The sequence below is a fragment of the Pseudomonas sp. RIT-PI-q genome (assembly GCF_001297125.1).
GTDB lineage: Bacteria > Pseudomonadota > Gammaproteobacteria > Pseudomonadales > Pseudomonadaceae > Aquipseudomonas.
In genome coordinates, this window is record NZ_LHPC01000028.1 from 187,907 (window position 1) to 211,019 (window position 23,113).

32 protein-coding genes are annotated in these 23,113 nt (G+C 58.3%); 1 reads left to right on the forward strand and 31 read right to left on the reverse strand.

Annotated elements, in window-relative coordinates; genetic code table 11:
• Positions 1–2 precede the first annotated feature (2 nt).
• The 19 genes from AEQ67_RS13315 to AEQ67_RS13405 form a co-directional block, all read right to left on the reverse strand.
• The gene (locus AEQ67_RS13315; RefSeq protein ID WP_059404316.1) at positions 3–755 is read right to left on the reverse strand and encodes a phage minor tail protein L; all 753 of its coding nucleotides are present in this window, start codon (positions 753–755) and stop codon (positions 3–5) included.
• Positions 756–766: 11 nt separating this feature from the next.
• Complete coding sequence (locus AEQ67_RS13320) at positions 767–1,108, reverse strand: phage tail protein (RefSeq protein WP_059404317.1); 342 nt, start codon at positions 1,106–1,108, stop codon at positions 767–769.
• Positions 1,109–1,111: 3 nt separating this feature from the next.
• Entirely contained in the window at positions 1,112–4,420 is a 3,309-nt protein-coding gene (locus AEQ67_RS13325) for a phage tail tape measure protein (RefSeq protein ID WP_059404318.1), read from the reverse strand.
• Positions 4,417–4,695: a DUF1799 domain-containing protein gene (locus tag AEQ67_RS13330; protein WP_059404319.1), complete on the reverse strand. Its 279-nt coding sequence runs from the start codon at positions 4,693–4,695 to the stop codon at positions 4,417–4,419. Before AEQ67_RS13330 ends, AEQ67_RS13325 begins: the two co-directional genes overlap by 4 nt.
• A gap of 32 nt (positions 4,696–4,727) precedes the next feature.
• Entirely contained in the window at positions 4,728–5,105 is a 378-nt protein-coding gene (locus AEQ67_RS13335; RefSeq protein WP_059404320.1) for a phage tail assembly chaperone, read from the reverse strand.
• Positions 5,106–5,114: 9 nt separating this feature from the next.
• The gene (locus tag AEQ67_RS13340; RefSeq protein ID WP_059404321.1) at positions 5,115–5,762 is read right to left on the reverse strand and encodes a phage tail protein; all 648 of its coding nucleotides are present in this window, start codon (positions 5,760–5,762) and stop codon (positions 5,115–5,117) included.
• Between the two features lie 70 nt (positions 5,763–5,832).
• The gene (locus AEQ67_RS13345) at positions 5,833–6,249 is read right to left on the reverse strand and encodes a phage tail terminator-like protein (protein ID WP_059404322.1); all 417 of its coding nucleotides are present in this window, start codon (positions 6,247–6,249) and stop codon (positions 5,833–5,835) included.
• A 190-nt stretch (positions 6,250–6,439) separates the two neighbouring features.
• Positions 6,440–7,093 carry a hypothetical protein gene (locus AEQ67_RS13350; RefSeq protein WP_059404323.1) on the reverse strand — a complete coding sequence of 218 codons (654 nt, stop codon included), beginning with the start codon at positions 7,091–7,093 and terminating at the stop codon, positions 6,440–6,442.
• Complete coding sequence (locus AEQ67_RS13355; RefSeq protein WP_059404324.1) at positions 7,090–7,458, reverse strand: hypothetical protein; 369 nt, start codon at positions 7,456–7,458, stop codon at positions 7,090–7,092. The genes AEQ67_RS13350 and AEQ67_RS13355 overlap by 4 nt, the downstream gene beginning before the upstream one ends.
• A 47-nt stretch (positions 7,459–7,505) precedes the next feature.
• Positions 7,506–7,694 carry a hypothetical protein gene (locus AEQ67_RS13360; protein WP_059404325.1) on the reverse strand — a complete coding sequence of 63 codons (189 nt, stop codon included), beginning with the start codon at positions 7,692–7,694 and terminating at the stop codon, positions 7,506–7,508.
• Between the two features lie 35 nt (positions 7,695–7,729).
• The gene (locus tag AEQ67_RS13365; protein WP_059404326.1) at positions 7,730–8,233 is read right to left on the reverse strand and encodes a DnaT-like ssDNA-binding protein; all 504 of its coding nucleotides are present in this window, start codon (positions 8,231–8,233) and stop codon (positions 7,730–7,732) included.
• A 60-nt stretch (positions 8,234–8,293) separates the two neighbouring features.
• Complete coding sequence (locus AEQ67_RS13370) at positions 8,294–8,866, reverse strand: hypothetical protein (protein WP_059404327.1); 573 nt, start codon at positions 8,864–8,866, stop codon at positions 8,294–8,296.
• A 49-nt stretch (positions 8,867–8,915) separates the two neighbouring features.
• Positions 8,916–9,863, reverse strand: coding sequence for a major capsid protein (locus AEQ67_RS13375; RefSeq protein ID WP_059404328.1), 948 nt, complete (start codon positions 9,861–9,863; stop codon positions 8,916–8,918).
• An 11-nt stretch (positions 9,864–9,874) separates the two neighbouring features.
• A complete protein-coding gene (locus AEQ67_RS13380) occupies positions 9,875–10,594 on the reverse strand; it encodes a hypothetical protein (RefSeq protein WP_059404329.1) in 720 nt (239 codons plus the stop codon).
• A gap of 87 nt (positions 10,595–10,681) precedes the next feature.
• The gene (locus tag AEQ67_RS13385; RefSeq protein ID WP_059404330.1) at positions 10,682–11,050 is read right to left on the reverse strand and encodes a Gp49 family protein; all 369 of its coding nucleotides are present in this window, start codon (positions 11,048–11,050) and stop codon (positions 10,682–10,684) included.
• Between the two features lie 13 nt (positions 11,051–11,063).
• Positions 11,064–12,152 carry a minor capsid protein gene (locus tag AEQ67_RS13390; protein ID WP_059404331.1) on the reverse strand — a complete coding sequence of 363 codons (1,089 nt, stop codon included), beginning with the start codon at positions 12,150–12,152 and terminating at the stop codon, positions 11,064–11,066.
• Entirely contained in the window at positions 12,127–13,587 is a 1,461-nt protein-coding gene (locus tag AEQ67_RS13395) for a DUF4055 domain-containing protein (protein WP_059404332.1), read from the reverse strand. The genes AEQ67_RS13390 and AEQ67_RS13395 overlap by 26 nt, the downstream gene beginning before the upstream one ends.
• Positions 13,587–15,074 (reverse strand): hypothetical protein, encoded by a 1,488-nt coding sequence (locus AEQ67_RS13400; protein ID WP_059404333.1) that lies wholly within the window; start codon positions 15,072–15,074, stop codon positions 13,587–13,589. Before AEQ67_RS13400 ends, AEQ67_RS13395 begins: the two co-directional genes overlap by 1 nt.
• 1 nt (position 15,075) lies before the next feature.
• Entirely contained in the window at positions 15,076–15,693 is a 618-nt protein-coding gene (locus AEQ67_RS13405) for a hypothetical protein (protein ID WP_059404334.1), read from the reverse strand.
• A 73-nt stretch (positions 15,694–15,766) separates the two neighbouring features.
• Between AEQ67_RS13405 and AEQ67_RS35030 the strand changes: the two genes are divergently transcribed.
• The gene (locus tag AEQ67_RS35030; protein WP_152974841.1) at positions 15,767–16,072 is read left to right on the forward strand and encodes a hypothetical protein; all 306 of its coding nucleotides are present in this window, start codon (positions 15,767–15,769) and stop codon (positions 16,070–16,072) included.
• A 25-nt stretch (positions 16,073–16,097) separates the two neighbouring features.
• On the opposite strand, the gene AEQ67_RS13410 is transcribed toward AEQ67_RS35030, so the two are convergent.
• From AEQ67_RS13410 to AEQ67_RS13470, 12 genes are all read right to left on the reverse strand, one after another.
• Positions 16,098–16,556, reverse strand: a complete 459-nt coding sequence (locus AEQ67_RS13410) for a proteasome subunit beta (RefSeq protein ID WP_059404335.1) — start codon at positions 16,554–16,556, stop codon at positions 16,098–16,100.
• Complete coding sequence (locus tag AEQ67_RS13415) at positions 16,553–16,774, reverse strand: hypothetical protein (protein ID WP_059404336.1); 222 nt, start codon at positions 16,772–16,774, stop codon at positions 16,553–16,555. Before AEQ67_RS13415 ends, AEQ67_RS13410 begins: the two co-directional genes overlap by 4 nt.
• The gene (locus tag AEQ67_RS13420) at positions 16,771–16,998 is read right to left on the reverse strand and encodes a hypothetical protein (protein WP_059404337.1); all 228 of its coding nucleotides are present in this window, start codon (positions 16,996–16,998) and stop codon (positions 16,771–16,773) included. The genes AEQ67_RS13415 and AEQ67_RS13420 overlap by 4 nt, the downstream gene beginning before the upstream one ends.
• Positions 16,999–17,233: 235 nt before the next feature.
• Positions 17,234–17,611: a hypothetical protein gene (locus AEQ67_RS13430; protein ID WP_059404339.1), complete on the reverse strand. Its 378-nt coding sequence runs from the start codon at positions 17,609–17,611 to the stop codon at positions 17,234–17,236.
• Positions 17,608–17,925 (reverse strand): phage holin, lambda family, encoded by a 318-nt coding sequence (locus AEQ67_RS13435; protein ID WP_059404716.1) that lies wholly within the window; start codon positions 17,923–17,925, stop codon positions 17,608–17,610. The genes AEQ67_RS13430 and AEQ67_RS13435 overlap by 4 nt, the downstream gene beginning before the upstream one ends.
• Before the next feature lie 336 nt (positions 17,926–18,261).
• Positions 18,262–18,501 carry a hypothetical protein gene (locus tag AEQ67_RS13440; protein ID WP_059404340.1) on the reverse strand — a complete coding sequence of 80 codons (240 nt, stop codon included), beginning with the start codon at positions 18,499–18,501 and terminating at the stop codon, positions 18,262–18,264.
• 516 nt (positions 18,502–19,017) lie between these two features.
• Entirely contained in the window at positions 19,018–19,695 is a 678-nt protein-coding gene (locus AEQ67_RS13445; protein ID WP_059404341.1) for a hypothetical protein, read from the reverse strand.
• Complete coding sequence (locus tag AEQ67_RS13450; protein ID WP_059404342.1) at positions 19,692–20,267, reverse strand: recombination protein NinG; 576 nt, start codon at positions 20,265–20,267, stop codon at positions 19,692–19,694. Before AEQ67_RS13450 ends, AEQ67_RS13445 begins: the two co-directional genes overlap by 4 nt.
• Positions 20,264–20,734, reverse strand: coding sequence for a hypothetical protein (locus AEQ67_RS13455; protein WP_059404343.1), 471 nt, complete (start codon positions 20,732–20,734; stop codon positions 20,264–20,266). Before AEQ67_RS13455 ends, AEQ67_RS13450 begins: the two co-directional genes overlap by 4 nt.
• Positions 20,734–21,354: a hypothetical protein gene (locus AEQ67_RS13460; protein WP_059404344.1), complete on the reverse strand. Its 621-nt coding sequence runs from the start codon at positions 21,352–21,354 to the stop codon at positions 20,734–20,736. The genes AEQ67_RS13455 and AEQ67_RS13460 overlap by 1 nt, the downstream gene beginning before the upstream one ends.
• A 91-nt stretch (positions 21,355–21,445) precedes the next feature.
• Positions 21,446–22,252, reverse strand: a complete 807-nt coding sequence (locus tag AEQ67_RS13465; RefSeq protein ID WP_059404345.1) for an ATP-binding protein — start codon at positions 22,250–22,252, stop codon at positions 21,446–21,448.
• Positions 22,242–23,105, reverse strand: coding sequence for a replication protein (locus AEQ67_RS13470; protein ID WP_059404346.1), 864 nt, complete (start codon positions 23,103–23,105; stop codon positions 22,242–22,244). Before AEQ67_RS13470 ends, AEQ67_RS13465 begins: the two co-directional genes overlap by 11 nt.
• Between the last annotated feature and the right edge of the window lie 8 nt (positions 23,106–23,113).

A 23,113-nucleotide genomic window follows, 5' to 3' on the forward strand; every position in this document is an offset into this window, starting at 1 on the left:
GGTCAGCTCCGTGCGATCAGGGACACCGCGGGGAATCCGCCGTGGGGAAGTTCGTTGTTCTCACCGAAGTGCAACTTGCAAGACTTCAGTCCGCCCTTGCACTGGTCTTTGCTCGGGTCGTCCGTTGGATCGTCGTCGTCGTCGAACATGGCGCTGCCGGTGTAGCCGCAATTCGGCCCCCGGTAACCGCCTGTCATTGCCCAGTGGCAGAAGGTCGTCATTTGGCGCCCGGGCAACCCGTGGTTATCGATCTCACCGGGTGACGACAGATCCCACTGCACGACCTCGCCATCCTCACCGGTCTTCTGGTCGATGAACCAGATTTCCAGCGCCTCTTGTGTCGGGTCTGCGGTCGGATTGCCTTCAGGAAAGTTCACGGCGTCCAGGTACTGCGCCAGCGTCTCGCGCACGGTCAGTTGAAACTTCAGCAAGTCATCGAAGGCCAAACACAGTGCGGTGATTCGCCCATTAACGTTGCCGGCCATGAAGGTCGGTCGTGTAGCGCTTCCGCTGCTGTCTGCGCCGACGCCTTCAATCTGCACCGGCCAGGCCGCGTACTCATTGCCCTGCCAGATGATCGACTTCGCCGGCAGTTCGTCAGGTGACCCCTCGTACGCCAGCAACTCAGCCGGCGTGTGCGGAATCGCATGAGCATGGAAACGCAGAAAGTCCGCGCCGTATTCTGTGCCGTCGATTTCAAACAGCCGCACTTCCCCGCCGGGCTCCAGCCTCTGGATGTCCGTAATCAAAGCCATGTGGCATTACCTCAGGGGTGAAAGGTTTGTTCGAAGGTGGCGCTCAGCGTGTAAACCGATCCGCCTTTGTGTGAGGGCTGGTAGCCATTCGGGCACTTGTAGAGACCAAGCTCGCCGAGCGGCGGCGTCCAGAGGAACGCCTTCGCGCCTTTGTGGCGATCGAGGAAGGCGATGATCTCCTTGATCCGTTCCGCACTGCCGGTGTGGCTGATGGGCCAGGACTGCATCTTATTGTTTATGCCGTCGGATACAGACTGCTCATATCCATCACCGAACTGCTTGCTCCGGATGCGCTGCTTGATATCGCCAGTTGCACCCTTTTCTATTTGCCAGGTGAATCTCTCAATTGCCATGAATCACCCCGTGATGGCTCTGTTGATTTTTCCGCCCCGGCGCAGGTCGACGCTCACCAGCTTCTGGTAACGCTGATCAACGAAGTCGGCCAAGTCCTTGCCAAACTGCTGGTAAGCAGGATCGTCAGCCGTAGAACTGGTTGATCCATCGCTGGCCACCATGACTTGCACACTGATCGTTGTTCCGCCACCAGAGCCACCGAGTGCAGCGACTCCAGGCCCCCCACCAGACGTGAGCGGCGTTACGCTGCCGCCGTTCGCGCCAGTCATGAGGAAGGACTTGCCGCCCTCGTTGTACAGCTCCGGCCCCAGCTCGTTGACCTCATACAGAGAGTTGGGGGCGACAGGTCCGCCGGCCGCTCTGTAGCCAGAGAAGTCGACGTTGGTGTATCCGGCCTGAGACGCTCCTGCTGCTGACGAAGCAGCACCGGCAGAACCGGAGGCCAGCCCGTTACCGCCACCACCAACGAAGTAGTTCGTTGCAGCGCCCACCAAGCTGCCAAGCAATGCCGAACTCGCCTGGCGAGTAGCGATGCGAGCCATGTCCGCGATGATCGACTTCGCGAAATCACCGAACGATGCCTTCCCAGTCATGGCGAAGTTGACGATCGAATCCTCCATGGAGCTGAACGCGTTGGTGAACAGGTTCCGAGTTTGGCCGGCAATGTCCCGGGCGGAGTCCAGGTAATTGGCCCAGGCCGATGTCGCGCCCTTCGTCCAGTCACCCTGTGCCGCTTCGACATCGGCATAGTTCTGCCGGATTTGGTCGGTGGCCTTCTTGTTCGCATCTGCGAGCGCTCGTGACTTCTTCTCGAACTCATCGGGATCCATCTTCCGTGATGGATCAGACTGCTGATTGGCAAGGTCCAGCGACTGCTGAGCGAACCGGTCTTGCTGACTGTTCAGCTCTCCGCTGAGCGCGTTCTGTCGATCACCTTGACCGACGCCGTTGACTGCGCGCTGCCCGGCAAGCTCCAGAGCTTTCTGTTGCTGCCCAAGGGCAGCAACGTACTGTTTTATGGCGTACTCCTGCTTCTTCAGGCGCCCATCTTCAGCAGTGGCCAGCACCTCCTGCTGGCTGTCAGCATCTTTCTGCGCTTTAACCATGGCTGTGCGTGCGTCAGCGATCTTCTGGTCCAGTTGAATGCGCTGCGCTGCCGTTGTGCTGGACTTGTTCTTCACCGCCTCCAGCGCTGCGATCTCGGCCTCGTAGGCTGCCGCCACCTCGTCACGCTCGTTGCCGATCAAGCCGTCACGTTTTTGCGCGTACTCAGCCTGGGAGATGAGCCCGGCTTTTTGCGCCGCATCCAGTTGCTTCTGAGCATTGTTGTAATCGGCCACAATTGCCGTGAGCTGGTTCTTGGCATCGTTGAAACCGGTGAGGTCGACGCTGCCTGCCGCGGCCTTTGGGTCTTTGTTGTCGTCATCAATCTTTTTGCGCAACTTGTCATAAGCGCCGCCTGAGAATTTCTTCCCATCAAAATCGACGCCACTCAGCAATGCCGACTTTTGTCCGGTCTCTTCTGCTTTCTGGTAGAGCTTCGTGAACTGATCGTTGAGTTTTTCGTAGGCTTTCTGCCGTTTGGTCAGTGGATTCAGGTCGTCGAGCTGCTTATCCAGTTCCTTCTGAACAGCGATCATCTCTTTGTTCGCGTGAGTTGTTTCACCGGTTGTCGTGGCCAGGCCCTGGCTGGCGGCTTGGCGCGCTTTGAGTCCGGCAAGCTTGGCCTCCAGCGCCGCGGTGGAGTCATCATTTTCACCATCGCCCAGACCCAGAAACGAGTTGAGCGAACTGAGGCCATTGGATACCGCTCCAGCGACACCGCCACCTTTGCGAGTGTCGAGCACACGCTGCGTGATCTCGATTTGCTTGGCCAGGTCCGGGAAGATTTCCGATCGGATGGCGCCATAGGCACCGGTGATCGCGATCTTGATGTTGTCCCAATCGCGCTCAACATCTGACAGGGAGGCGCGGTAAGCCTTCAGCCGCTCCTGAGCCGACAGATTCAGGCTTTCACTCAAGACATCCAGTGCACGCTGATGGTCGCCTTGGTCGTCGATCGCTTTGATGACCTCGTACTGCTCGTAGGTGAGCAGGCCGTATTGGTCACTTATCTTGGCCGCAGCCTCGGTGGCGGTATCGCCAGCGTTGGCCAAAGACTTGGCGATATCGCCGGCACCCCTCCCTGTTACCTCCCCGATGGCAGCTGCCGCCTGTGCCAGGTTCTGCATTTGAACGCCGCTGGTAGCTACGCCCGATGCCAGCGCGACAACGGCCTCGCGCGCGCCGGATAGATTGCCAGTCAGCACGCCAGCCGATTCGCTCATGGACTTGAGGTTGGCAATGCTCTGGCCGGCATCGTTCGAGCCGCCGTTGATTGCGGCATTGAACTCACGCGCCTGCTTCATTGCATCGAAGTAGGCATAGCCGAGCCCGCCGATCACGCCCGCGAGAAGGCCCGCCGGAAGCAGCAAAGCCGCCATGCTTTTGGCCGACGCTCCAGCGCCGGCGCCGAGTTGAGCAATGGCTCTCGCCCCGCTACCCAAATCGCCGGATGACAGCGCGTTGGTCAGCTGCATGACGTTTTCTTGAGCTTGGCGGGGGCCGAGCTTCAGCTTGTCGAATGCGGTTTCTGTCGCGGTTAGTCCGGCCCGGGCCTTTCCGATTTTGGCCCGGGCTTCCGCGTATCGCTCGGATGAGATCGTCCCGCTGACCTTGAGTGCTTCGAGCGCCTTTTCCTGCGCCTCCAGCTTGCCCAGCTTCGCGGTCACGGGATCTATACCATTGACCGTGCGCTTCAGCGCTTCGATCTGGCGGTTTTCCGCGTCGATCAGGCGCTGTTTCTGTGCGACTTCCTTGGCTTCGGCTTTTTCGATCTTGTCGTAGGCATTGCCGAGACGGTCCTGGTACGCCTCCTGCTGCTCGATCGTGACCAGGCCGCCCTTGCGTGCGCGCTCCAGCAGCCCTTCAGCCTGAACCAGCTGCTCGATGCTGCCGATGTTGCCGGACATCGCCTTTTCGAGTTGGCTGATGATGGCGATTTCGCTGGTAGCGCTTGCGCCTGATTTCCGTCTTGCGTCAGCCTGGCGCTGGGTGGCACCGGTCGATTTGTCGATCTCCTGCGCAACCTCGCGCTCAGTCTGGACAATCTTCTTGCCGGTGTCGGCCAGTTCGGCCCCGGTCTTGCCGAGATCGTCGATAGCCCTTTCGGCATCAACAGCCGAATCGACCAGCTTGTCCAAATCGTCAGCAGCCTTGACCGCTTGCGACGAATTGACCTCGATGCCCAGGGACGCGAAGTTGGTGCTCATTTACAGTCCCTCTGTTCCGCCATCACCCGCAGGGCTTCGGCTTCCATGATGCGGATATCTGGGAAAATGTCGGTGGCCTGGGCCCGGGTTAAGCCGAGGAAGCCAGCGACATCGCGAATTGACGTGTAATCCAGACCGGTAGCGCCGCACGCACCTGTACGCCACTGGGTCCACATGGCCTCGAAGACCTGAAATGCAGGCCAGATGTCTGGCCAGACCTCGGCCTCGTCGCCGTAATCTTCAGCCGAGAACCCGAAAGCATCCTGGCCTTGGATGGTCGGCTGATAGAGGGCGCGCGCGACGCTGATTAGTTTCCCAGGCGGGCCTTGCTGTATGCCTCGGAGTAAGCCGCCAACACCGCGCTTGGCGTGGCACTGATCGAGCTGACCAGGATGCGGAGATTTTCGTCGGTGAAGTCTTCATCGACATCCCAGCCCACGACGACTGCCTTGAGCTGTTCCACCTGGAGGTCAATCAGCATGGCAGTGAATTTCTCAAGCCCCGCCTCTTCAGACTTTTCCCCCAGGGCCTTGTGCCGCTCACCCCAGCCGGCATAGAGGGTTGCCAGTTCGGCACGGTCGCGGTACTTGAACTCGAACCCAACCTTTACGGGATCGCCGCCGACCGTAGGAAGCATCACATCAGCTTTGAAGGTGGGGTTCTGGATCAGTTTGAACTTGGCCATGTGTATCCCTTACGCGGCGTAGCGGATGAATTTAGCGACCACGGCAAACACAGCAGTGACGGCCATGATGTTGTTCTTGGTCATCGACGGCACGTTGTCGAACGACGCGTAAGCGTTGTAGGCGATGACGCCACCCGAAGCGAGATTCACGCGAACTGCGCGCGGCTTCTTGTCGTCGTCGGCTTCCAGCAACACGTCGTTGTGCGGAAGTCCCGGGTCATCGGCCATGGTCAGGGTGAACGACAGTGCAGACTTGGACGTCGGGATCTGGTGCTCATCGTCTTCCTCGAGGAACGAGTAGGTGACGTTTTGCTGCTCGCCGCCGGATTTGCTCGACTCCGTGACTTGGCTGATAGGAACCCAGGTCAGAATCTTCCGCACCGAGCCGCCGCCCGCGCCAGCGATGAAGCGCGCCGCATTAAGCGTGTTGATCGACTCAAGTACGAACGAGTCGGTGGTCGCGGTCTTGACGCGAGCTACGCGATTGTTCAGGCGCGCCCAACCGGAAGTAACTTCGACAAAGTCGCCAGCCTCAAGGTCGTGGCCGGCCGACGACACAACAGCTTCGGTTGCGTTGGTGATCGCAGTAAAGACGATCGGCGCGTCATACGAGGCAGCGATAGCGGCAGTCGAGCCATTGGGTAGAAAAACGGCCATTGGTGTTTCCTCCTTTCAGAAATGACAAAACCCGCTCAATGGCGGGTTCTGGGTTTGCCCAATGGGCGGATTAGTTTGTGTCTGCTCGGTACAGAAACGACACAGGCACGGTGAAGGTGTTGTCGTCTGGAATGCCGGGGCCAGGGTCAACCGGCGTCATCGTCACAACGGTCAGCGCGCCCTTCGTGTTTCGCTCGTACAGCGGGAACAAGGCGGCAATCTGATCAGCCAGTGCACCAGCCGCACCGCGGTACTTTCCCGAAGGCATCACGATACTGACCTGAAATACTCCGGTGTACAGCTTGTGGTCACCGCCGAGCGTGTTGCTCGCGGTGTCGGCTGGCAACGTAAATGCCTTCAGATAGGTGGCGCCGTCGACGGGCGCAAATGCCTCGTTCTCAACGACGACCTTCAGCGGCACCGGTAATGCTTTCGCCCAGTTGATCAGCTTGGCCTCGTAGATCGAGGCGATGATGTTGTGGGACATCAGGCCTCCTTATAAGTCAGTGACGGAGAAATCACTCGTAGACTTTGCCTTTCCCCGCACGCCTTGCACTCATGCGGATACAGAGGTGGGTGTGAAAGCCAAACCACCGCACTCTCTTCCCGCGTCAGTCGCCCACCGCAATCGCACAACGCGTACCGCATCACCGGTCGAACCGGAACGTCTTCGAATTTCATACCTGGTTGTTCCTGGTGGCTTCATCGACGATCTGCTGGAACCGGGCCAGGGTGATGCGAACCATCCCGCCGGGCGCCTGCTTCGAATGCCCGTACTCAAGAGGCACCGCATACGGTAGGTTATTCACAAGGTAGGCCGTCTCACCGATGCTCAATTGCTCGACCTGAAGCTTCAGCTTGGCGAGCGTGACATTGCCAGCTGGGTCGATCTGATCGATAACGCCATCAACTGGTGATCCGATAGAAAACTGCCAGTTCCCGCGAAAACGCCCGCCCACGTAGTCCTTGCCGGCGACCAGTCCGTTCACGTTGAAGTTCTGGTCGCGCTCAGTCTTGGTCAGGGGCTTGGCATATTTCACGCTGCGCTTTAGCTTCCCCGCCTTAGTGAAGTTGCTCGGCGTCAGCGACTTGATCACGTTGCGCACTTCGACGTGCGCGTCATAGGCATCAGCCGCCGCGGTGTTAGCCTGGCGATGTGCAACGTTTGCCGCCCAGATATCGGGATTGCCCACCGGCGACATCCGAATGACGCTGCTCCCGATCTCAATCACGATCTCTCGGAACGTAGCGTCGAGCCCGGCCTTGGCCTGCTCAGCAAACTGGCGAATATTCTCGGCGAAGCTGCCGTTGAGTCCCGAGTACTTGCTCACGACCTCACCTGCAGCTCGTACAGAATCGGCGTGCCGGCCGGGTTGATCTCTTTCAACGGTGGGACGATTGACCATATGCGGCCTTGGACGACCACTTTGTTGAGTAGGTCAGGCGCCCACGCAAGCCCCTGCGCGGCGATCTTGAGTTTCTTGTCGCCCTGCTTGATGAGGCTGTTGTTCTGGAATTCTTGGCCGGTGAAGTCGAGCAGGATGCCTTGGGCGGTCTGCTCGGTGATGGTGTCGGGCGGCGCGCTCCCGATATCCGGGTCGTACTCGCCGACAGTTGTCGCACGAATGGTCACGGGCTGGCCGAACTCTGTGATCATATCCAGAGCCATCTCGGCCATTTCGTCGTAGAAGGCCATGGTGGCTCCAGATGTGAAAAGCCCAGCGCGATGGCTGGGCTTAATGCTTAACGGAAGTGTTGGATTCTGCGTCTCAGCATTTCGTTTGCGTATTCCTCTGCCCTTTCCGCAATACCCTTTGGTTCGGCAGTTTTATGATCGTTAGCTACTCGGCCTGAAATATACGCTGCCGCATACATGTCCCATGCGGCCCGGTTTTCTTTGGCGCGCTCGTCCAACTCTGCTTGATGATCCATCTGAAACTCCTTTTTGGTAGACCATCAAACTATCACTACGCTCGCACCGCGAACAACCCGCGCCGCTGGAGGTAGTCGGCGAATTGCGTTGCACTCGGACGATCCGGCGCCGCCGGCAACAGTCGGCCGCTGGTGTTGGGAATCGACGCGTACTCGCGAGTTACTGCACCCTCAACTCGGTCCAAGGTGATCGCGCCCTTGCGTTGGTCGATCGGGTCGATATCGTCAGTGTGGATCTCGGCAGCCAAGGCCATCTGGCCGTACTGGATGCGCGCTGGCAGGTAGTTGTCAGGCTTGATCTGCTGGTCCAGTTCAACACCGCGTCGCGGCCAAGCTAAAGCCTGATCGCTATCCGTCTTGCGCCCCTTCCATGTCTTGCCATCCATCGCCAAGGCGGCCCGGCGAAGCAATGCTTCCTGCGCAGGCTCGCCCGCAGGGATGGTCACGCCGAACTTGCCGGCGTACATGACTAGATCCTCGGCGCTCGCGTAGCTTTCGGCGTCTGGCTTGCCTGAGCCGTCCTCGATGATGAGTGTCATGGATCAACTCGCTGGATTGAATGGAATGATTGGCCGCCGGCTTACCGACAGCCAGCAGTATTACGCCTCGGGCAGATCAGCGACGAGTTTTTCCAAGGATTCTTTCGAGGCGTTGGCACGGTAGGTTACTTGGGCAGAATCAAGCCGAGCTTTCAGGCCTTCAATTTCCTTGCCATCGCCCACCTTCAGCGCCTCGAGCTCACTGCGCAGATTATCGTTTTCCACTGCAAGCGCATTGCGCCTGTCAGCCAGTTCATCCACCTCAGTACGAATGTGCTCGAGCGCATCGTAGAGGCGGATTGCGAGCTCACCAGCTTCCGGCTTTTCGATTTCGCCAGCTTCCAAGCCAACAATGACCGCACGCACCATGTCGCTTTCGACCTGCAGCTTGCCGATCAGCGCTTGCAGCTCGGTCGCGTTATCGGCCGCGCCCACAACTAGCGCCTGGCGCGACTCCACCTCTATCAGCGTCACTTCAGCACCGACATGCTCGTAGGCTTCAACAACGTTCGGCCACTCGCCAACGACAACCACTTCGGTCACGCCCGCTTCCGGCCGCTCGAAGTGTTCTGGGTTGCGATATCGTTTTTCCGGATCGAAACCAGACATTTGAGTGGAATAAATGAGTTCCATGAATATCTCCAAGGCGGCCTGTGAAGGCCGCTCGCAACGAGTGAGCCGATTAAGGTGCGGACAGATCGATCAGTACGCCGGCCGTGACCTTGTCGCTGTTCGCGTACTTGGTCCAGTTGGCACCGGCGCCGATGGCCGCCAAGTTCGGGTTGATACCGCCAGTGGAGTCTTTCCAGCTGTAGCCGAGAAGATCCATGTTGAAGGTGCCTTCGGCGCGGAAGCCCATCGCCAAGTTTTCTTGGGTGTCGATGTTGTAGGAGCGGAAGCCCGGGGCCTGCGACTCTGTGATCTTCACCGCGCCAGCTTGCAACCCGAAGATGGTTTCGGGCGGGATGGTGTCAGAGACCAGAACCGGCTTGCCCATCGTGCCCGGCTGACCACCGTAGATGACCACGCCTGCTTCTTCGTAAACCTTCTCGGTAATGGCCTGATCTACCATGTCGAAGTAAGTCGCCGAGTCCATGGTCCAGAGCGCAATGCGACCGAAGCGGTCACCAAATTTACGCATGCCCTTGGTCAACGCCTTCTTGCCGTCGGTAGCAAAGCTCGCCTGCGCAACCATGTTGGCGTTTGCACCGATGGAAGCTTTGAGGGCTGCCATCGCGTACTGGATGTAACCCTCGAGTACCGCATCGGCGTAGTCCTGGCCGACCAGTTCAGAGAACTCTTCCGGCGAGCGTGCGCGGCGCTTGAACGCCTCTTCGGTGGTTTCGTAAGGGCCGTATTTGAACGGCACCTTCACGCCAACCATCTCGCCGGAGCCAATCTTCTGGCCGGCAACGGTCGCAACCGAGTTCACATCACGATGCGCGATCGCGCCACCGAGTTTGTAAAAGGCACGCTTGCGCAGGTCGCCTTCGATCAGCTCGTTGTCGAGGATGATGGCGCCGTTGGAAGAACCGTTGAAGATGTCCATTACATCCTGAATTCGCTCCAGGTAGGCGGTTTGGGCAAGATCGTTGTAGACGATCATGTCCGAGGTAACAGTTGTCGACATGGGTAACTCCGTTATTTAGGCAATTTGAGGTATGCGCTCTGGCCATTGGCGGTGATGAACTCACGCTTGGCGACAGAGGTCATTTCGGAACGTTTGAGTGCGGCCCAGCCGCCTTTTCCAGCACCGTTGGCCCCGCCACCAGATGCCTTACTACCCGCGATCAGCGGCGCGAAGGCCGTGTCGTTGGCGAATTCTGCTTTGAGCTCATCAAGCGTTGATGCCGAGAGCTTGCCGGCTTGGTCGAGCACGACCACAACGGGCTTGCCGTCGCGTTGCTCGACACTCAAGCGGCGTTCGATATGCGGCAACAGAGCCTTGGCGCTGCCTGTGATCGCCAAGGCCGACGCGATATCAGTAGCGGTACGACCAACAGTCAAATCTCGGATCTGAGTGCTCAGCGCGCCTCTCTCTTGTTCCAGCGTGCCGTTCAGCTCAGCTTCGCGGCGGTTGTACTTTTCTAACCAGGACTTCTCGAGCTCTTCGACATTGCCCGATTTGCGGGCAGCTTCTTCGCGCTCCAGCCGAGCCTGATCTTCGGCATCCTTACGGGCTTTATCTGCGGCTTTTTTCTCGCCGAGCAGCTCTTCAACCTTCGACTTCAGGCCGGAGACGTCTTCATGCTGCGGCAGGCCTTCAATACCGAGGACAAACTTGCCTTCCTTCTCGGTGTAGAGGGTTTTGACGGAGTCATCGAGACCGTCCAGAGTGTCCAGCTGATATTTCAAACCCATTTGCTTGTCTCCCAGAGACGATTTGCAGGCCCAGCCCGCAGATATGAAAAAGCCGGCTCATGGCCGGCTTGGTGATTCGCTGCTCGTTTACTTTGCTTCGTGCAATTGCTGCTTGAGCGCGTAACCCATAAGCGGCCAGACCTTTTGCACTGCATTGTCTCGGGCGATCTTGCGGCCGATCTCGGCGTCGAAGTTCTCCGGGCTGGCGCACGCGCTCTCGCCGGTAACGGTGAAGCCGTTGCGCAGCACCAGGACGCAGAAGGTCAGCAACGCCAATTCGCCGTGCGCGCCGGTCAGTCGAGTCAACTCATCCTGTGCATGGAAGGCTGCCTGCACACCATCAGCGGCAGTGAAGAAGTACTCTCCGACGATGTTGGCTTTCAGGTCTGCCGGGGTGATGCGTGGCGCGGTCAGGCCCTTGTCTCGGATCTCTTGCTCGATCGCTTGGTCGTTCATGGATGTCTCCAGGTTATTTGATGCCTGCCCGCTCAAACGCCAAAGGCTCAAGAGCCTTCATCTGCACAAGGGTCAGAGGTGAAAAGTTGCGATCAAGCTGCAGCTCGGAGAACCGCTCGATGCTCAAGCCACCTTCGCGGAACAGCTTGGCGCGGACCGGCCCAATGGCCTTGTCTTGGAACGCCGCCGGTTGCAGCTTGAGCCAGTCGTAGTAGGAAAGATCAGCTCTCACCTGCTGGGCGCCGGCATCGCCGATGGATGCCCGCGTGGAGCCCTTGGCGAACAGCGCGCTGAAGCGGGTTACAGCCACCACCGTCGAACGACAATTTATGTGAATGGGCGGTCGCGGCCCCTTGGTCAGCTTGAAGCGCTGCTTGTCGAGCGTCCGGCACTGGCTGGTTGTCTTCGTGTCCAAGGTGGCGACCCACTCCACCTCCTCCACGACGTCGGCGTTCTCCTTCAGCGTCTCCATCCGCGCCTGAGTGGCGACATGCTGCACTGCTGTTCGCACTACGGCGCCGGCGTTCCGGTTGGTCGTGGCCAAGATGCCGTCGTTGTACTGAAGCGCCTTGGTGCCTCGAATGTTCTTGATGATCTGGAAGTTGGTCTGACCTTCGAAGAAGCCTTGCCGAATCGCGCCAGTTAGGCGTTGTCGCTCGGTGCTGGTGAAGCCATCGATAAACGTTTCGAGCAACTTGCCGCCGTCTGCACCGCGCACGCTGAGCGGGTTGGTGAGGATGGCCGCTCTGATTGCGGTAGCGCCTGGCACAGCGGCGTCGAACGACACTCCAACCGGCGCAGCCCGCGTCAGGCTCGTCGCTTCAAACTGAGCTTCGTAGTTGGCAATGTCCACCAGGTCGAGAGTGAGCTTGTCGCTGTAGCGATCGAAGATGCCCAGCAACAGGCTATCGACCTCACTCAGCAGCCGCTCCATCCTGAGGATGTTGTAATCCGTGAGATCAGTCCGAGTGAGTCGCTCACGAATCGTGCGGTCAATCTCCTTGAGGAAAGGTCCGAACTTCTTGACCTCTCCAGACTTCAACTGCTCGAGGAAGACGGCGTGCCGGATCGTGGCATCAAGGATCGCTCTGTTTGCCGCCATTTGGGATTACCTCGTCGTCATCCAGATCCATCACCGGATTCTCTGTTTCCAGTTCGTCTCGGATCTCGTCGTCTGTCTTTTCAGGATCGATAACACCCCGATCGCGCAGGTACTGCCAGAAATCAGCCGAAGGCAGCTTGCCACCCTGCACGGCGTTGAACAGTGCCGAAAGGATCGTTGCGTCCAGGGTGATTTGGCTGAAGTCCTGATTGAGCTTGTAGAGCGTTTCGCCGGTAGCGTTCACGAACTCAGCCATCCAGACCAGACACTGGCTGTAGGCCTCACTGACGTTGCTCACTACCAGCGAGAGGACGCTGTGTTCGGCGGCGCTGTCGTTGTCGGCCTGGGTCGCCGTCTTCACCGCGCTGCCGCGCTCAATAAGCCGGGCACCGAGTGACACCATGTCCTCTTTCTTGGCGTCCATAGCCTCTTTCACCAGCGTGTTCGGCTCAGGCTGAGCGAAACCGCACGACCCATTGGCCGGCAGTGTCAGTGGCGCACGCGAGCCTACGTATATGCCGTTCGCTTCAAGGTGATCACGCCACGCTTCGTCGAGCCCGGAAATCCAGAACTGAGGCTGACCCGAGAACCACACCGAATCTTCGTAGTCCGCGCTGTTGCAGTAATGGCCGATGTTAAGCACTGCCATGTCGTACAACGGCGAATCGTCAATGCTGGCGTCGTTATTCTCACTGCCGAGGAACTGGAACGGGATTACCTTCCATGGAAGGCCGAGGCCATTCAATGGAGTGAAAGGAGCAATGATCAACTCAGCACTGCTACTGCTCTCCTCCCATACTTCCTGCGTGTAGATACCTGAGTCGTCAAGGCGAAGCACTCGAAATTGCACGACCTTTTCACTGCCGAAACCGTCGTCGGTTTCTTTGTCGGCTTCTTCGCGCAAGACGACCAGGCTCAACAGGTGTTGGCCGCCAACCTGGCGCGTCTTCCAATTCCTGATAGCCTCAGCGGGATAGCTAGCAACACTGGCCCGAGCCCGACCAGCTTGTTCGTCAGCCTTGCTCACTGTTCCGGCTTTGACAGCAGCGTAATCCACCAGCAGGCCGTGGCGGCCGACCTCGAGCAGATGCCCGATGACCGACTGCGACTGTTGATAGACGCTTACGCCCTGCCCGTCGACGTCCTTCGACACGTATTCGAGTGCACCGGGGACAGTCAGTGTTGGCCATGTGCGGAACACCGCTCCCACCAGACTGTGTTTCGTCCGACCCGTTGCGTTGTAGAACACAGCGCGCTGTTTGTAGGACTTGTATCGATCCTGGTTTTCTTTGCTGGTGTCATGCGCATTTGGCTTCGGCAGATAAACATCGCCACGGATCTTTACGGTTTCAGAGCCCTTGCACACGTCGCGCACCAGCCGCCAACGGGACTGTGCCGCGTCGTACTCCGGGCGGGTGTAGGTGACGTCTGCCATTAGCGTGCGAATCCCATTTTGATTGATTTGACCGGCTTCCTTGCGCTTTTGGCGACAGCGAAGTATCGGAATCCGTCAGACCCGTGAGAGGTCCAGTCGTGAAGCGGCTTGTCTTTCCAGCAACCGCGCTTGTCGTCCCACTCCTTGCGATAGTTCTCGATGCAGTTGATGCCCTGCTCACATTTCGACTCATCGAATACGCAAAGCGGGAGGATTTCCCGGACCTGCTCGATGCCGTCGTTGATGCCGATCTTCGGGACCACCTGGAACGTCATGCTGTATTTCTGACCGTCGATGTCGTAACCCTCTCGGGCCAGCTCGCGGCGAGTCTTGGCGTCGCTGCCGAACTCGCGGTTGTCGATGTCGTGCGGCCCCCAGTGTTCGGAATAGGTGTAACCCTTGTCCTTGAGCACCTTCATGTAATGCCGCAGGCCTTCGCCCGAGTTCTCGTAGTAATCGATGACGTGGTATTCGGTGCCGACCTGCCGCACGAACCAGATGGCCGTGGAGTCGCTGACGCCGATATCCCAGAAGGTCATCACTGGCAGATGGCTGTTGTTCGGTATCGCCCCGATGCGCTGTTGGGCATAGAGCTTGGTCAGTTGCTGCGCGTAGTAGGCGCCCTCAACCGACTGCTGGAAGGCTTCGACAGGGATCGACGGGTATTCCCGCTTCATGTCGTCGCCGAGCGTCTTTTCCTTGGCCGCGTACCAAGCGCGTTGACCGTCGTTCGTGACTATCCCGTGCTTGGCGTGCAGTTCGTTGAAGTAGTCGGTCAGGCGCTGCGCGATGAACACGTCAGTCGGGTCAAGCCAGTAGGCCTTGTTCTTCCACCAACTGAAGAAGAAGAACTTCCAGTCCAGTAGGCCCATGGGCACACCAGCAAGCTGTTGCCGCTCAGCGCTCTGCGAGTATTCGAAGAAGTAGCCGGCGCGGCCTTCCGCTGTTGACTCAATCGTGACGAAGCAGTCGGTGGCCACAGCCTCAAAGGCGCCGGTGACAATCTCGCGTGCCTTGTGTGGAAACTTGGCGCAGATCTTCCCGAACTCAGAGACGTGTAGGTAGCGCAGCGTCCCGCCTCGAAATGAGGTGGAAACGTAGAGCGAACCGCCCTTGCTGAACACCAGCTCACCTGCAGCATCGTTACTCGCTGGGTTGGCGGCGCGAATCTCGGCAGGCAGGTTGTCATAGGCGTACTTCACCTTCTCCCGGAACAGGCGCTTGGCGTCGTTCAGGGTGTGAGCGATCAGTGCACACTTGGCTGACTCGAACAGAGCTGCGTCCAACTGGATGATGCAGCACTCAGTCGTAAAGCCAAGCTGCCGAGCCTTCAGGATGATGTTGCGGGTGTGCATCCCGTCGAAGTACTCGATCTGCTCGTCCGTCATCCGAAAGCGGACCTTCTTGCCCTGCTTGTCCGTGATGAAGTAGAGGTTGTTCAGGCGCCATCTCTTATTCCGGAGCAGCTTCAAGTGCTCGGGCTTCATGTCAGGCTTCCTTCGATAGATCGTCCATCAGTTTCGATAGCTCGTCGGCGTCGTTGCCACCAGTCTTGGTGTCGAGGTCGTAGGCTTGTCGCTCCAGGGCAACCAGCGTCTTCAGCGTTTCCGCCAGTTCTTTCATGGTCTTGGTTCGCGACGGCAGTGCGCCCATCTTATTGGCCAGAGCCAGCATGTCGGACATCGCATCGGCATCGTCGCCGCCACCATCCTTGAGCTGAGCAATCAACTCCTTGATAGTGCCCTGCTCTTCGGTCAGCGACTCCAGCTCATCCAGCAGAAGGTTTGTCAGTCTGCGAGAGCGACCAATGTCTGTACGGTGGGCCATCCTGATGTCAGCAATGACCTCAGCATTCGCTTCCACGATTCCACGTTCGGTTGCCAGCGTTTCCGTGGAAACCTTTGTGGAAACCTCTCGCTTGGAAACTAGTGAATCCGCTTTCGCCTTGATCTTGGCGTTCAGGTCGCGATCCCAGCCTTCAGCCTTCGACCGCTTGTTGATTGCTGTGTGAGACACGCCACACGCTGAGGCGATCTCTCGAACCGAGAGCAGACCAGCCCGGAAGAGCTGTTCTATGCGCTCCCAGTCGGGTTGCTTGGTTGTCATGGGATCGCTCTGATACTTGAATTAGTGGGCAGTTGCCGGTATTGCTGGGACATACCTACTCGGAGATTCATGGATGACCTCGCTCAAATCCCTTCTAGCTGTTGGCACGCTTGCTCTTGCATGCACTACTGCCTTCGCAGCCAACACACCCTATGGATCTTGTTCTGATAGCGCTCAGTCGTACCAAGACCGCTATCAATCGACTATGCGAGCTAGCGATCTCGTGTGTTACCAAAAAGCGTTGGAGCGAGAGCTTGGCGGCAACTCTAGCTATGCCTGTGATAAGAGCGCCGATCATTACCAGGCGGCGTACGAGGCAAATCAACAATCTTCTGATCTTGTTTGTTATCAGGAGGCGTTGGAAAGAGAGCTGCAATAGAGATACTTGGATTGACGTGTGGCGCTCACCTGCGGCAGACCTGCTCCGCCTTACTTAGCTCAGTGATCAAAACTGTCCGGATCGTGCCGCCGGTGCTGGTGTCGCGCTTTGCGGCCATCTCAACGGCCTTGTATGCATTTGCGCCCATGTCCATGGCGGTCATGGCGTGATCCGAACCACTCCCGATGACATAAGGCCTTTCGAGCCAAATCGGTGTTTTGCAGAGGCCGTGCTCAGCGTTATATGCGGCATAGCAAAGTGATGCCCCATCAAACACCAGAGCTGAGCACTCAACCGTCCCGGTCACAGGTTCGCCGAACCAAGCACCAATCAGCTTTGAGTAGTCGCACACATAGCCGGCAAAGACGAACTTGACGCTCTTTACTTCCTGGCACTTGTCGAAGTCGTCGTAAGTAATCGAATTGCCATTGCAGATACGCGAGTCATAGGCAATCACACCGTCTTTGTAGGCAATAGTCGTCATGCACCCTCCGCAGGAACCACAGTGATCTCTCCCCATGCAGGGTGGAAGTCCACAGTCTCGCCGTCGGATGACTTGAGTGGAGAGTCGGCAACAACAGCGATGCCAGCCTTGGTATCGCACCAGATCACTTTAGTTTCCGTCAGGCCATCGATAAAGACATCCCGCCTTCCACGGCCATCGTCCCAGTAATGGACGTGCTCCCCTGATTGATCACTCATGCAAGCACCTCGTATTCAAACTGGGTATCGCCGCCCAGCACTGACGAATGAGCGTCGAACTCGGGAATGTCCACCACGCGCAGGTAATCAGACGTGACCTTGCCCTTGAAGGATTCGACGTGCACGGTCTTGCCGTTGAACGTGAAGACCACCGCCGCCTCCGCGCCGGCAACATCTCGATCCGGCAACTGGCGGACCAGTTTCTTAACGTTGATCGTCGTCATGCTATGCACCCCATGTCGATTCCTCGCTGGAGGTCGCGACACAATTTGATTGTTTGAAAAACGTGTCGCGGACTACTTGCTCTGACTGCGTTTGATCTGGGCGTCCACCTGATCGGCGCAGGTGTCGAGCAGCTTGATGGCCTGATCCTTGAGCTCCCACACATCGCCGTTCAGGCGAAGACCAGCCTCAGACTCGGCCGCGTCGATCCGCTCACAGGGAATTAGCTCAGGCGCTTCAATTCTGACTGCCGTTGCCTTTGTTACCACTGGCGGGCTTCCCGCGCAGCCCGTCAGGCAGAGGCTGAGCAGCCCAGTCACGAACAGGCTTGCTGTTGCGCTTAAGGTCTTCAAAGTCTTTCCTCGCCTTTTTGGCTTTGTCTTCGCTGGCCTTGATTCGCTGGTTCAAATCTTTCAGGTAGTCAGCGTTGCGCTGAGCTTCCGCTCGCAGCGTGGTGATCGTCGCCTGGCTCTCGGTATTGGCCGCGATGGCGTCGTCCTTGCTCTTGGCCTCGATCGTCACCTGACCTTCAAGCGCAATGACCTGGTAGTGCTGGATACCCAGCAACAGGCAGGCAACGAGCGCGATGATTGCTGCAGTTGCGAACGCTTTCATACTGAGTCCGCCTTGCGCCCGAGGAACTTGATAATCAGTTCTCGAATCGCTGTAACGCCGATGAACCCGATAGTGCCGCCTGCCGCGACAGACAGGCTGGAGGGCCAAGCCATCCATTCGATTACGCTGCTGGCAGAAAGGCTTAATGAACCACAGATGAGCGCCTCAAGGACCACGCGCCACTTGTTGGCCTCTTTGCCCTCATACAGCACGCGCAACAGCGAGACGGTAGAGGCCATGATTGCGCCCTGCCAAAGCGGATTGCTCAGGACAAGCCAAACCTGGGCCCAGAAGTCGGGGTTTTTATCAGGCATGTTTTTGGACATCCGGCTGTCCTCCCTTTCGGGGAGCGAATAGATCAGCTCCAGCAGCACTCCCAGCTCAGAGCGATGGGTGTGGTGGAGCCGAAAACGAAAAAGCCCCGCTCATTGGCGAGGCCTTGAAATAGGTGTGAGGGTCTTTCCCCTCCTGTCCGCCGAAGACCTTCTTTGCGTCTACGCCCTTTTGCATCGATCTCGCAATCCAGTCTCGTGCCACCCCGAGCATGTACGGCCAAGGTGCGCGGGCTGCCGGTGTTTTCTCGTGTCACTGCACTTACCGGCTTATCAGTGTCCAGGCCTTCCCGAAGGCTGCCCTAGCTACAGGTAAATTCAGAAGGCTGGCGAGATGTCGAAGTAATAGTCCTTCCCTTCTTCGAAATGCTCGGCGCGATCAGCCACCACGTTGACGGTGTATTCGCCGTACGGGGTGTACTTGCCGTAGATCGCGTCTTCTTCCGCCGGGTTGGCCGACCACACAGCGCCGAAGCGCAAACGGGTCAGCGATTCCGACGAACCCTGAATAGGCCCTTTGGTGCGTAGAGTCATTTTGCAGCGGGTGATATGCGACATCGGTAGATCCTCGTGTATCGAATGAGCAAGAGGGTCTATCCGGTCTTTCGCCTGCGTTTGGGCAATAAAAAACCCGGCGCAGTGGCCGGGTTTCGATGAGCATTTCGCTCAAGTAACGGTGAAGCTAGCACTGGCTGCGAGGCAACTTGAACCCACGGAATGAATCGTTTCGAGTACAGCACTTCCGAAGATTTTTCCCATTTTACTATCCCCTTTCGCAGATGAATCCGCTGCGACCGGCATCGCGTGGCTAAGAACAACAGTTTTTACAGCAGCCAAACACATTACGCCGAGGGTTGAGATTGCCATCGCCACGGGTGTCGCACCCGAAAGCCCCAGAAACTGGGAGCCAAGACAGAAGCCTGGCTGAATCTCGATTGTACATGGGGTGTAGAGCAATCTAAACATTGCCATGAAAAAACCCGGCACTTGGCCGGGTTCAGGTATTCGTGTGCGTGTTGCGTGAATTGCGCACTATGGGAAAAGTACGCGCAATCTCCCGTCATGTCAATATGTTTATGCCGCCTCTTCTTCTCTTTCCGCGTGTATCACCTGCCATACTGGTTGTTGTGCCTGAATATCCACTTCCTTGATGACTTCTTTAAGGGATTCCCACAGGTCGAGCCAGTCGCGCGTCCAGTTCTTCGGATCAATCGTCACGCCGAAGAAGGTCTTCATCTCGGCGGCGACCCGGGCCGGCCCCCACTCTTCTGCACCGACCACCTCCCCCTTGTACGATTGCAGGGCCAGGGTCACCAGGTACTGCGCCTTCACGCGCTTGGCCGATGTGAGGTCCGGCAACTTGGCGTGGGCGGTGATCAGCAGCACAGCATTCATGACGTGGCGCATGGTCATCGCCGGGTGGTAGAGGTAGTGCCCGAACTGCTGCACCTGGAACGGTAGAGTGTCGATGGCGCGCAGCACCTTGCCGATCGTGGCCAGGTGCGCGGCGCGGGCGGTGGACCGGCCGATTGGCGTGCGGCGCGTTTCGCTGATGCTGATTTTCTGCCGAACGATCTGAATGCGTTCTTCCTTGTCATCGCCCAGAGCGGCAAACACGGCCTCATGGCGGCGCATGCGGGTGCCGGCCTTCACCGGTGCCGATTCGGCCTTGTCGATTGCCACGGCGCTGATCGACGCGTTCGATTCGTGCTGCGACTCAGTCCATACCTGCCTTGCGTTGATCAGCTTCATGCTGCTTCCTTCTTCAGTTCTCTGGTCTTTGCCCGGTAGTCGGCGGTCATCGCCTTCAGTTCTTCGATGGTGTACTTCTTCGGCTCATGCGGGCCTTCCAACCAATCGACCTGCTCGGCGCCGATCCGCTTAACCAGCGCGATGCGGTAGTTCACGATGTTTCCGGAAAGCTGTGTGTTGCATGGCGAACACTGGCGATGGCAATTCAACGGCTCGAAGCGAAGCGCAGGGTTGCTCCCGACGGTCCGATAATGGCCGGCGTCGTACTTGCCCTGGTGGTGGCGGCCGCAACTGATGCAAGGCAGCTCGGCGTCCCGCTCACGTACCCAGGCATTGAAGGCGATCTGCGTGTCCTTGAGGTGGTCGGCCCGGCTCTTCAGCTTCTCCTTCCTAACCTTGATCTCTTTGCGCTCGATCTGAGCCAGCGACTTGCGCGCCTTCTCCTGGTTGACGTTCTTGATGGCCAGCCCGCACTTGGGGCTGCATACGGCCTGACCCAGGCGCTGCGGCGGGAAGCTGACGCCGCAGGCCGGGTTCTTGCACTTCTTCGGCTTGGGTTGCTTGGCGATCATGCGGCCTCCTTGCTCAGTAGATCGGTGAACACAACGCCCTGTCCGGTGAAGAACGCGGCCATGCGGTCGGTGTACTGGATGCCTTGGGCGCGGTTGAACAGGCTGGTCACCGGGAAGCCGTCGGGGCCGAACAACTTGTGCTCGCCCATCAGGGCCAGCTTCTCCTCGTAGGGCAGATGGCGCATGACCCGATACCATGCCGCCTGAAAACCTGAATCCTCGTTCAGCAGGATCTGCACGCCGAAGTGCAGCTTGCAGTAGCGCCGGGCGTCGGCCGCATCACCGATCTGTGTCATCTCGGAAATGCGCTTGTACATCCCGAACCACAATGAGTTCTGGTCGAGGGTGCGGTCCTTGCCGGGACGCAGCGAGACAACGACGAACTTCTTGTCGCGGTACATGGTGGTCAGGCTGGTAATGGCCTCGGTGAGCTTGGCCTGGCAGTTGACGCTGATCTTGTCGGTCATCACTGCGCCTCTCTGCTGATGGCGTCGTCAATGGCTTTTCTGATGGAAGTGCATCCCCCGGAAACAGTCCATTCATGGCCCAACTGCTCGCTGCCTTGCACTGGCAGACCAAAATCGTCCCCTTCGACCACTGGAAATTTTCTGGCATCAAGCCAGTTCAAACGATCAGCATCCTTGCGCAGCGTCTCGCTCTCAGCATCTATCTGGTCGCGCTCATCAGCCACTTGGGAATAGTTAGCGTGGTGACTCGCTTGCCACTCCTTGAACTGCCGCGACTGGCGTTCGATCTCGGCCTTCAGCTGGTCACGCTCTCGCTCTACCGCAGTCAAATCACCTCGAAGTCGCCTGATTATGTTGACCGCGTTATCCCTGTATTGAGTGATGTGCTCGATCTCGGTAATCAAGGTCAGGGCTGTGGCAGGCGTCATTACGCAGAGAAACTTTGCCTTGGCTTCGCGCTCAGGGCATGGGCCCGGTTGCTTCGGACTGTTGGTGCGCATGGTAGCGATGTAGGCGTGGTCATCCCGGATCGCCCACTCGCACCAGTTCTCCTGAATGACACGCCAGTTCAGATTGCCGCAGGCCTCAGCCACGGTCTTAAGTTCGCTGTGGTCGCTCATGCCGTCACCGCCATTGTGATCAGGACGCAGAACACGCCGATAGAAAAGCCAGCCAGTGTCCAGGCTGCTGTGAAATGGATATTGGTGGTCATCAGAAACCCTCCTTTCCACGTTGAGATTCCCACTCGAACGGAATGACGATCACCCCGCCCTCCCGCAGACGATCCGCACAGCGCTCACCGATAGCCGCCGGCAGCGCCTTGGCATCCAGGTTGGAAACGATCACAGTCGGGCGCTGCTCCTCGTACCGGCCATTGATGATTGCGAACAGCGTGGTCAGCTCAAAGTCACTGGGCTTTTCCTTGCTAACGCCGATCTCATCAAGGACCAGGAGCGACGGGCTGACGAGGCTCGACAGGATCTGGCTTTCGCTCTGCGCGCTGGTCCGGTCGTACGTGGCGCGGATCGCTTGCAGTACGGCGCCGACAGTGCGGTACACGGCGGTGGCGCTCGATCGGGCCATGATCTCGTGGGCGATCGCCACGGACAGGTGCGTCTTGCCGGTGCCAGGCTTGCCCAACAGCAACAGGCAACGGCCAGACTCGGCGATCTGCGAGAACTCGCCGGCGTATCTACGGCAAGTGTTCAACGCCTTGTGCTGCTCGGCGGTGGTGGCCACGTAACCCTCAAAGGTCTTGCAGGCAAAGCGCTTCGGAATCAGCGCCGAGCCAAGCTTGCGCTCCATGGCCATGCGGAGCATCAACGCCTTGCTCTGGCGCTCGGACTCATCCGTCGCTTCCTGGGCAATGCGGGAACACTCGGGACAACCGGTCTTCAGCTCGCGGCCGATGACCAAGAAGATTTTCTGCTCGAACTCGCCGTGGGTGTCACAGTCGGCGGGCTGGATGCGAGTTCCTGGTGGAAACTCAGGAGTTGTTTGTACTGGCTCAGAACGCATAGCTACCGTCCTCCCGCTGGATCAGTCCGTCGGTGTAGTTGCGGTCAGCGAAGCCGGTGTGACGGGACTGAGCGACCGGCGCTGGGACCGACTCGGCCATGCGCTTGATCGCCCAGGACGCCTTGAACCCTTGCCACCCAGAAGTCAGCGCTTCGGTGATGGCGTCGGATGCCGTGATTCCGGCTTCGACGCACTTGGCCAGCTCGACGTTGACGGTTGACCAGACGGTGGCGGTGACGGCGGCGCGCTTGGCCTTGCGCTGGGTTAGCCAGTCGGCCAGCAATTGCTCAGGCACGTTGTGCGGGTTGTCGGCAAGCAGCTGGGTCATGCCGAACGTAGCCTTGCGATCAGACTTCGGCGGTTCCGGTTGCTCTTGGGGCGGATTAATCTCTTCCGAAGGAAGAGTTAATAGGGGTTCTTTCTTTGTATAAAGAAGGCAAGTTGCCGTTTTGGTCTCACTCGCATCAGGTCTCAGTGAGACGATTTGGGCTGAGTGAGACGATTTGGTCTCAGTGAGATTGGAAGGTTTTGCCTCGTAGAAGGACCACTCGCGAATAGGGGAAATCCCGATATCGCCTCGGCTTCCCCCTACCCGAAAAATGATTCGACGCTCAAGGAGATGACTGATCGCTTTCGACGTGACGTCTCGGCGCATATTGGTCTGCTTGCCAATATCGTCGGCAGTCAGGCGTTTGGTTTCAAGTTGATAGCCGATGGTCTGCCGTGCAATGGCCATGAGAACGCGCAGTTCGCGCGCTGGCAGGTCAACCGTAGCCAAAGCCTCCATCAGGCTGTTGTCCATACGGGTGAATCCCCTGCTGCTGTTCAGCTGGATGATGTTGTCGGGGGTCATTGCTTGAC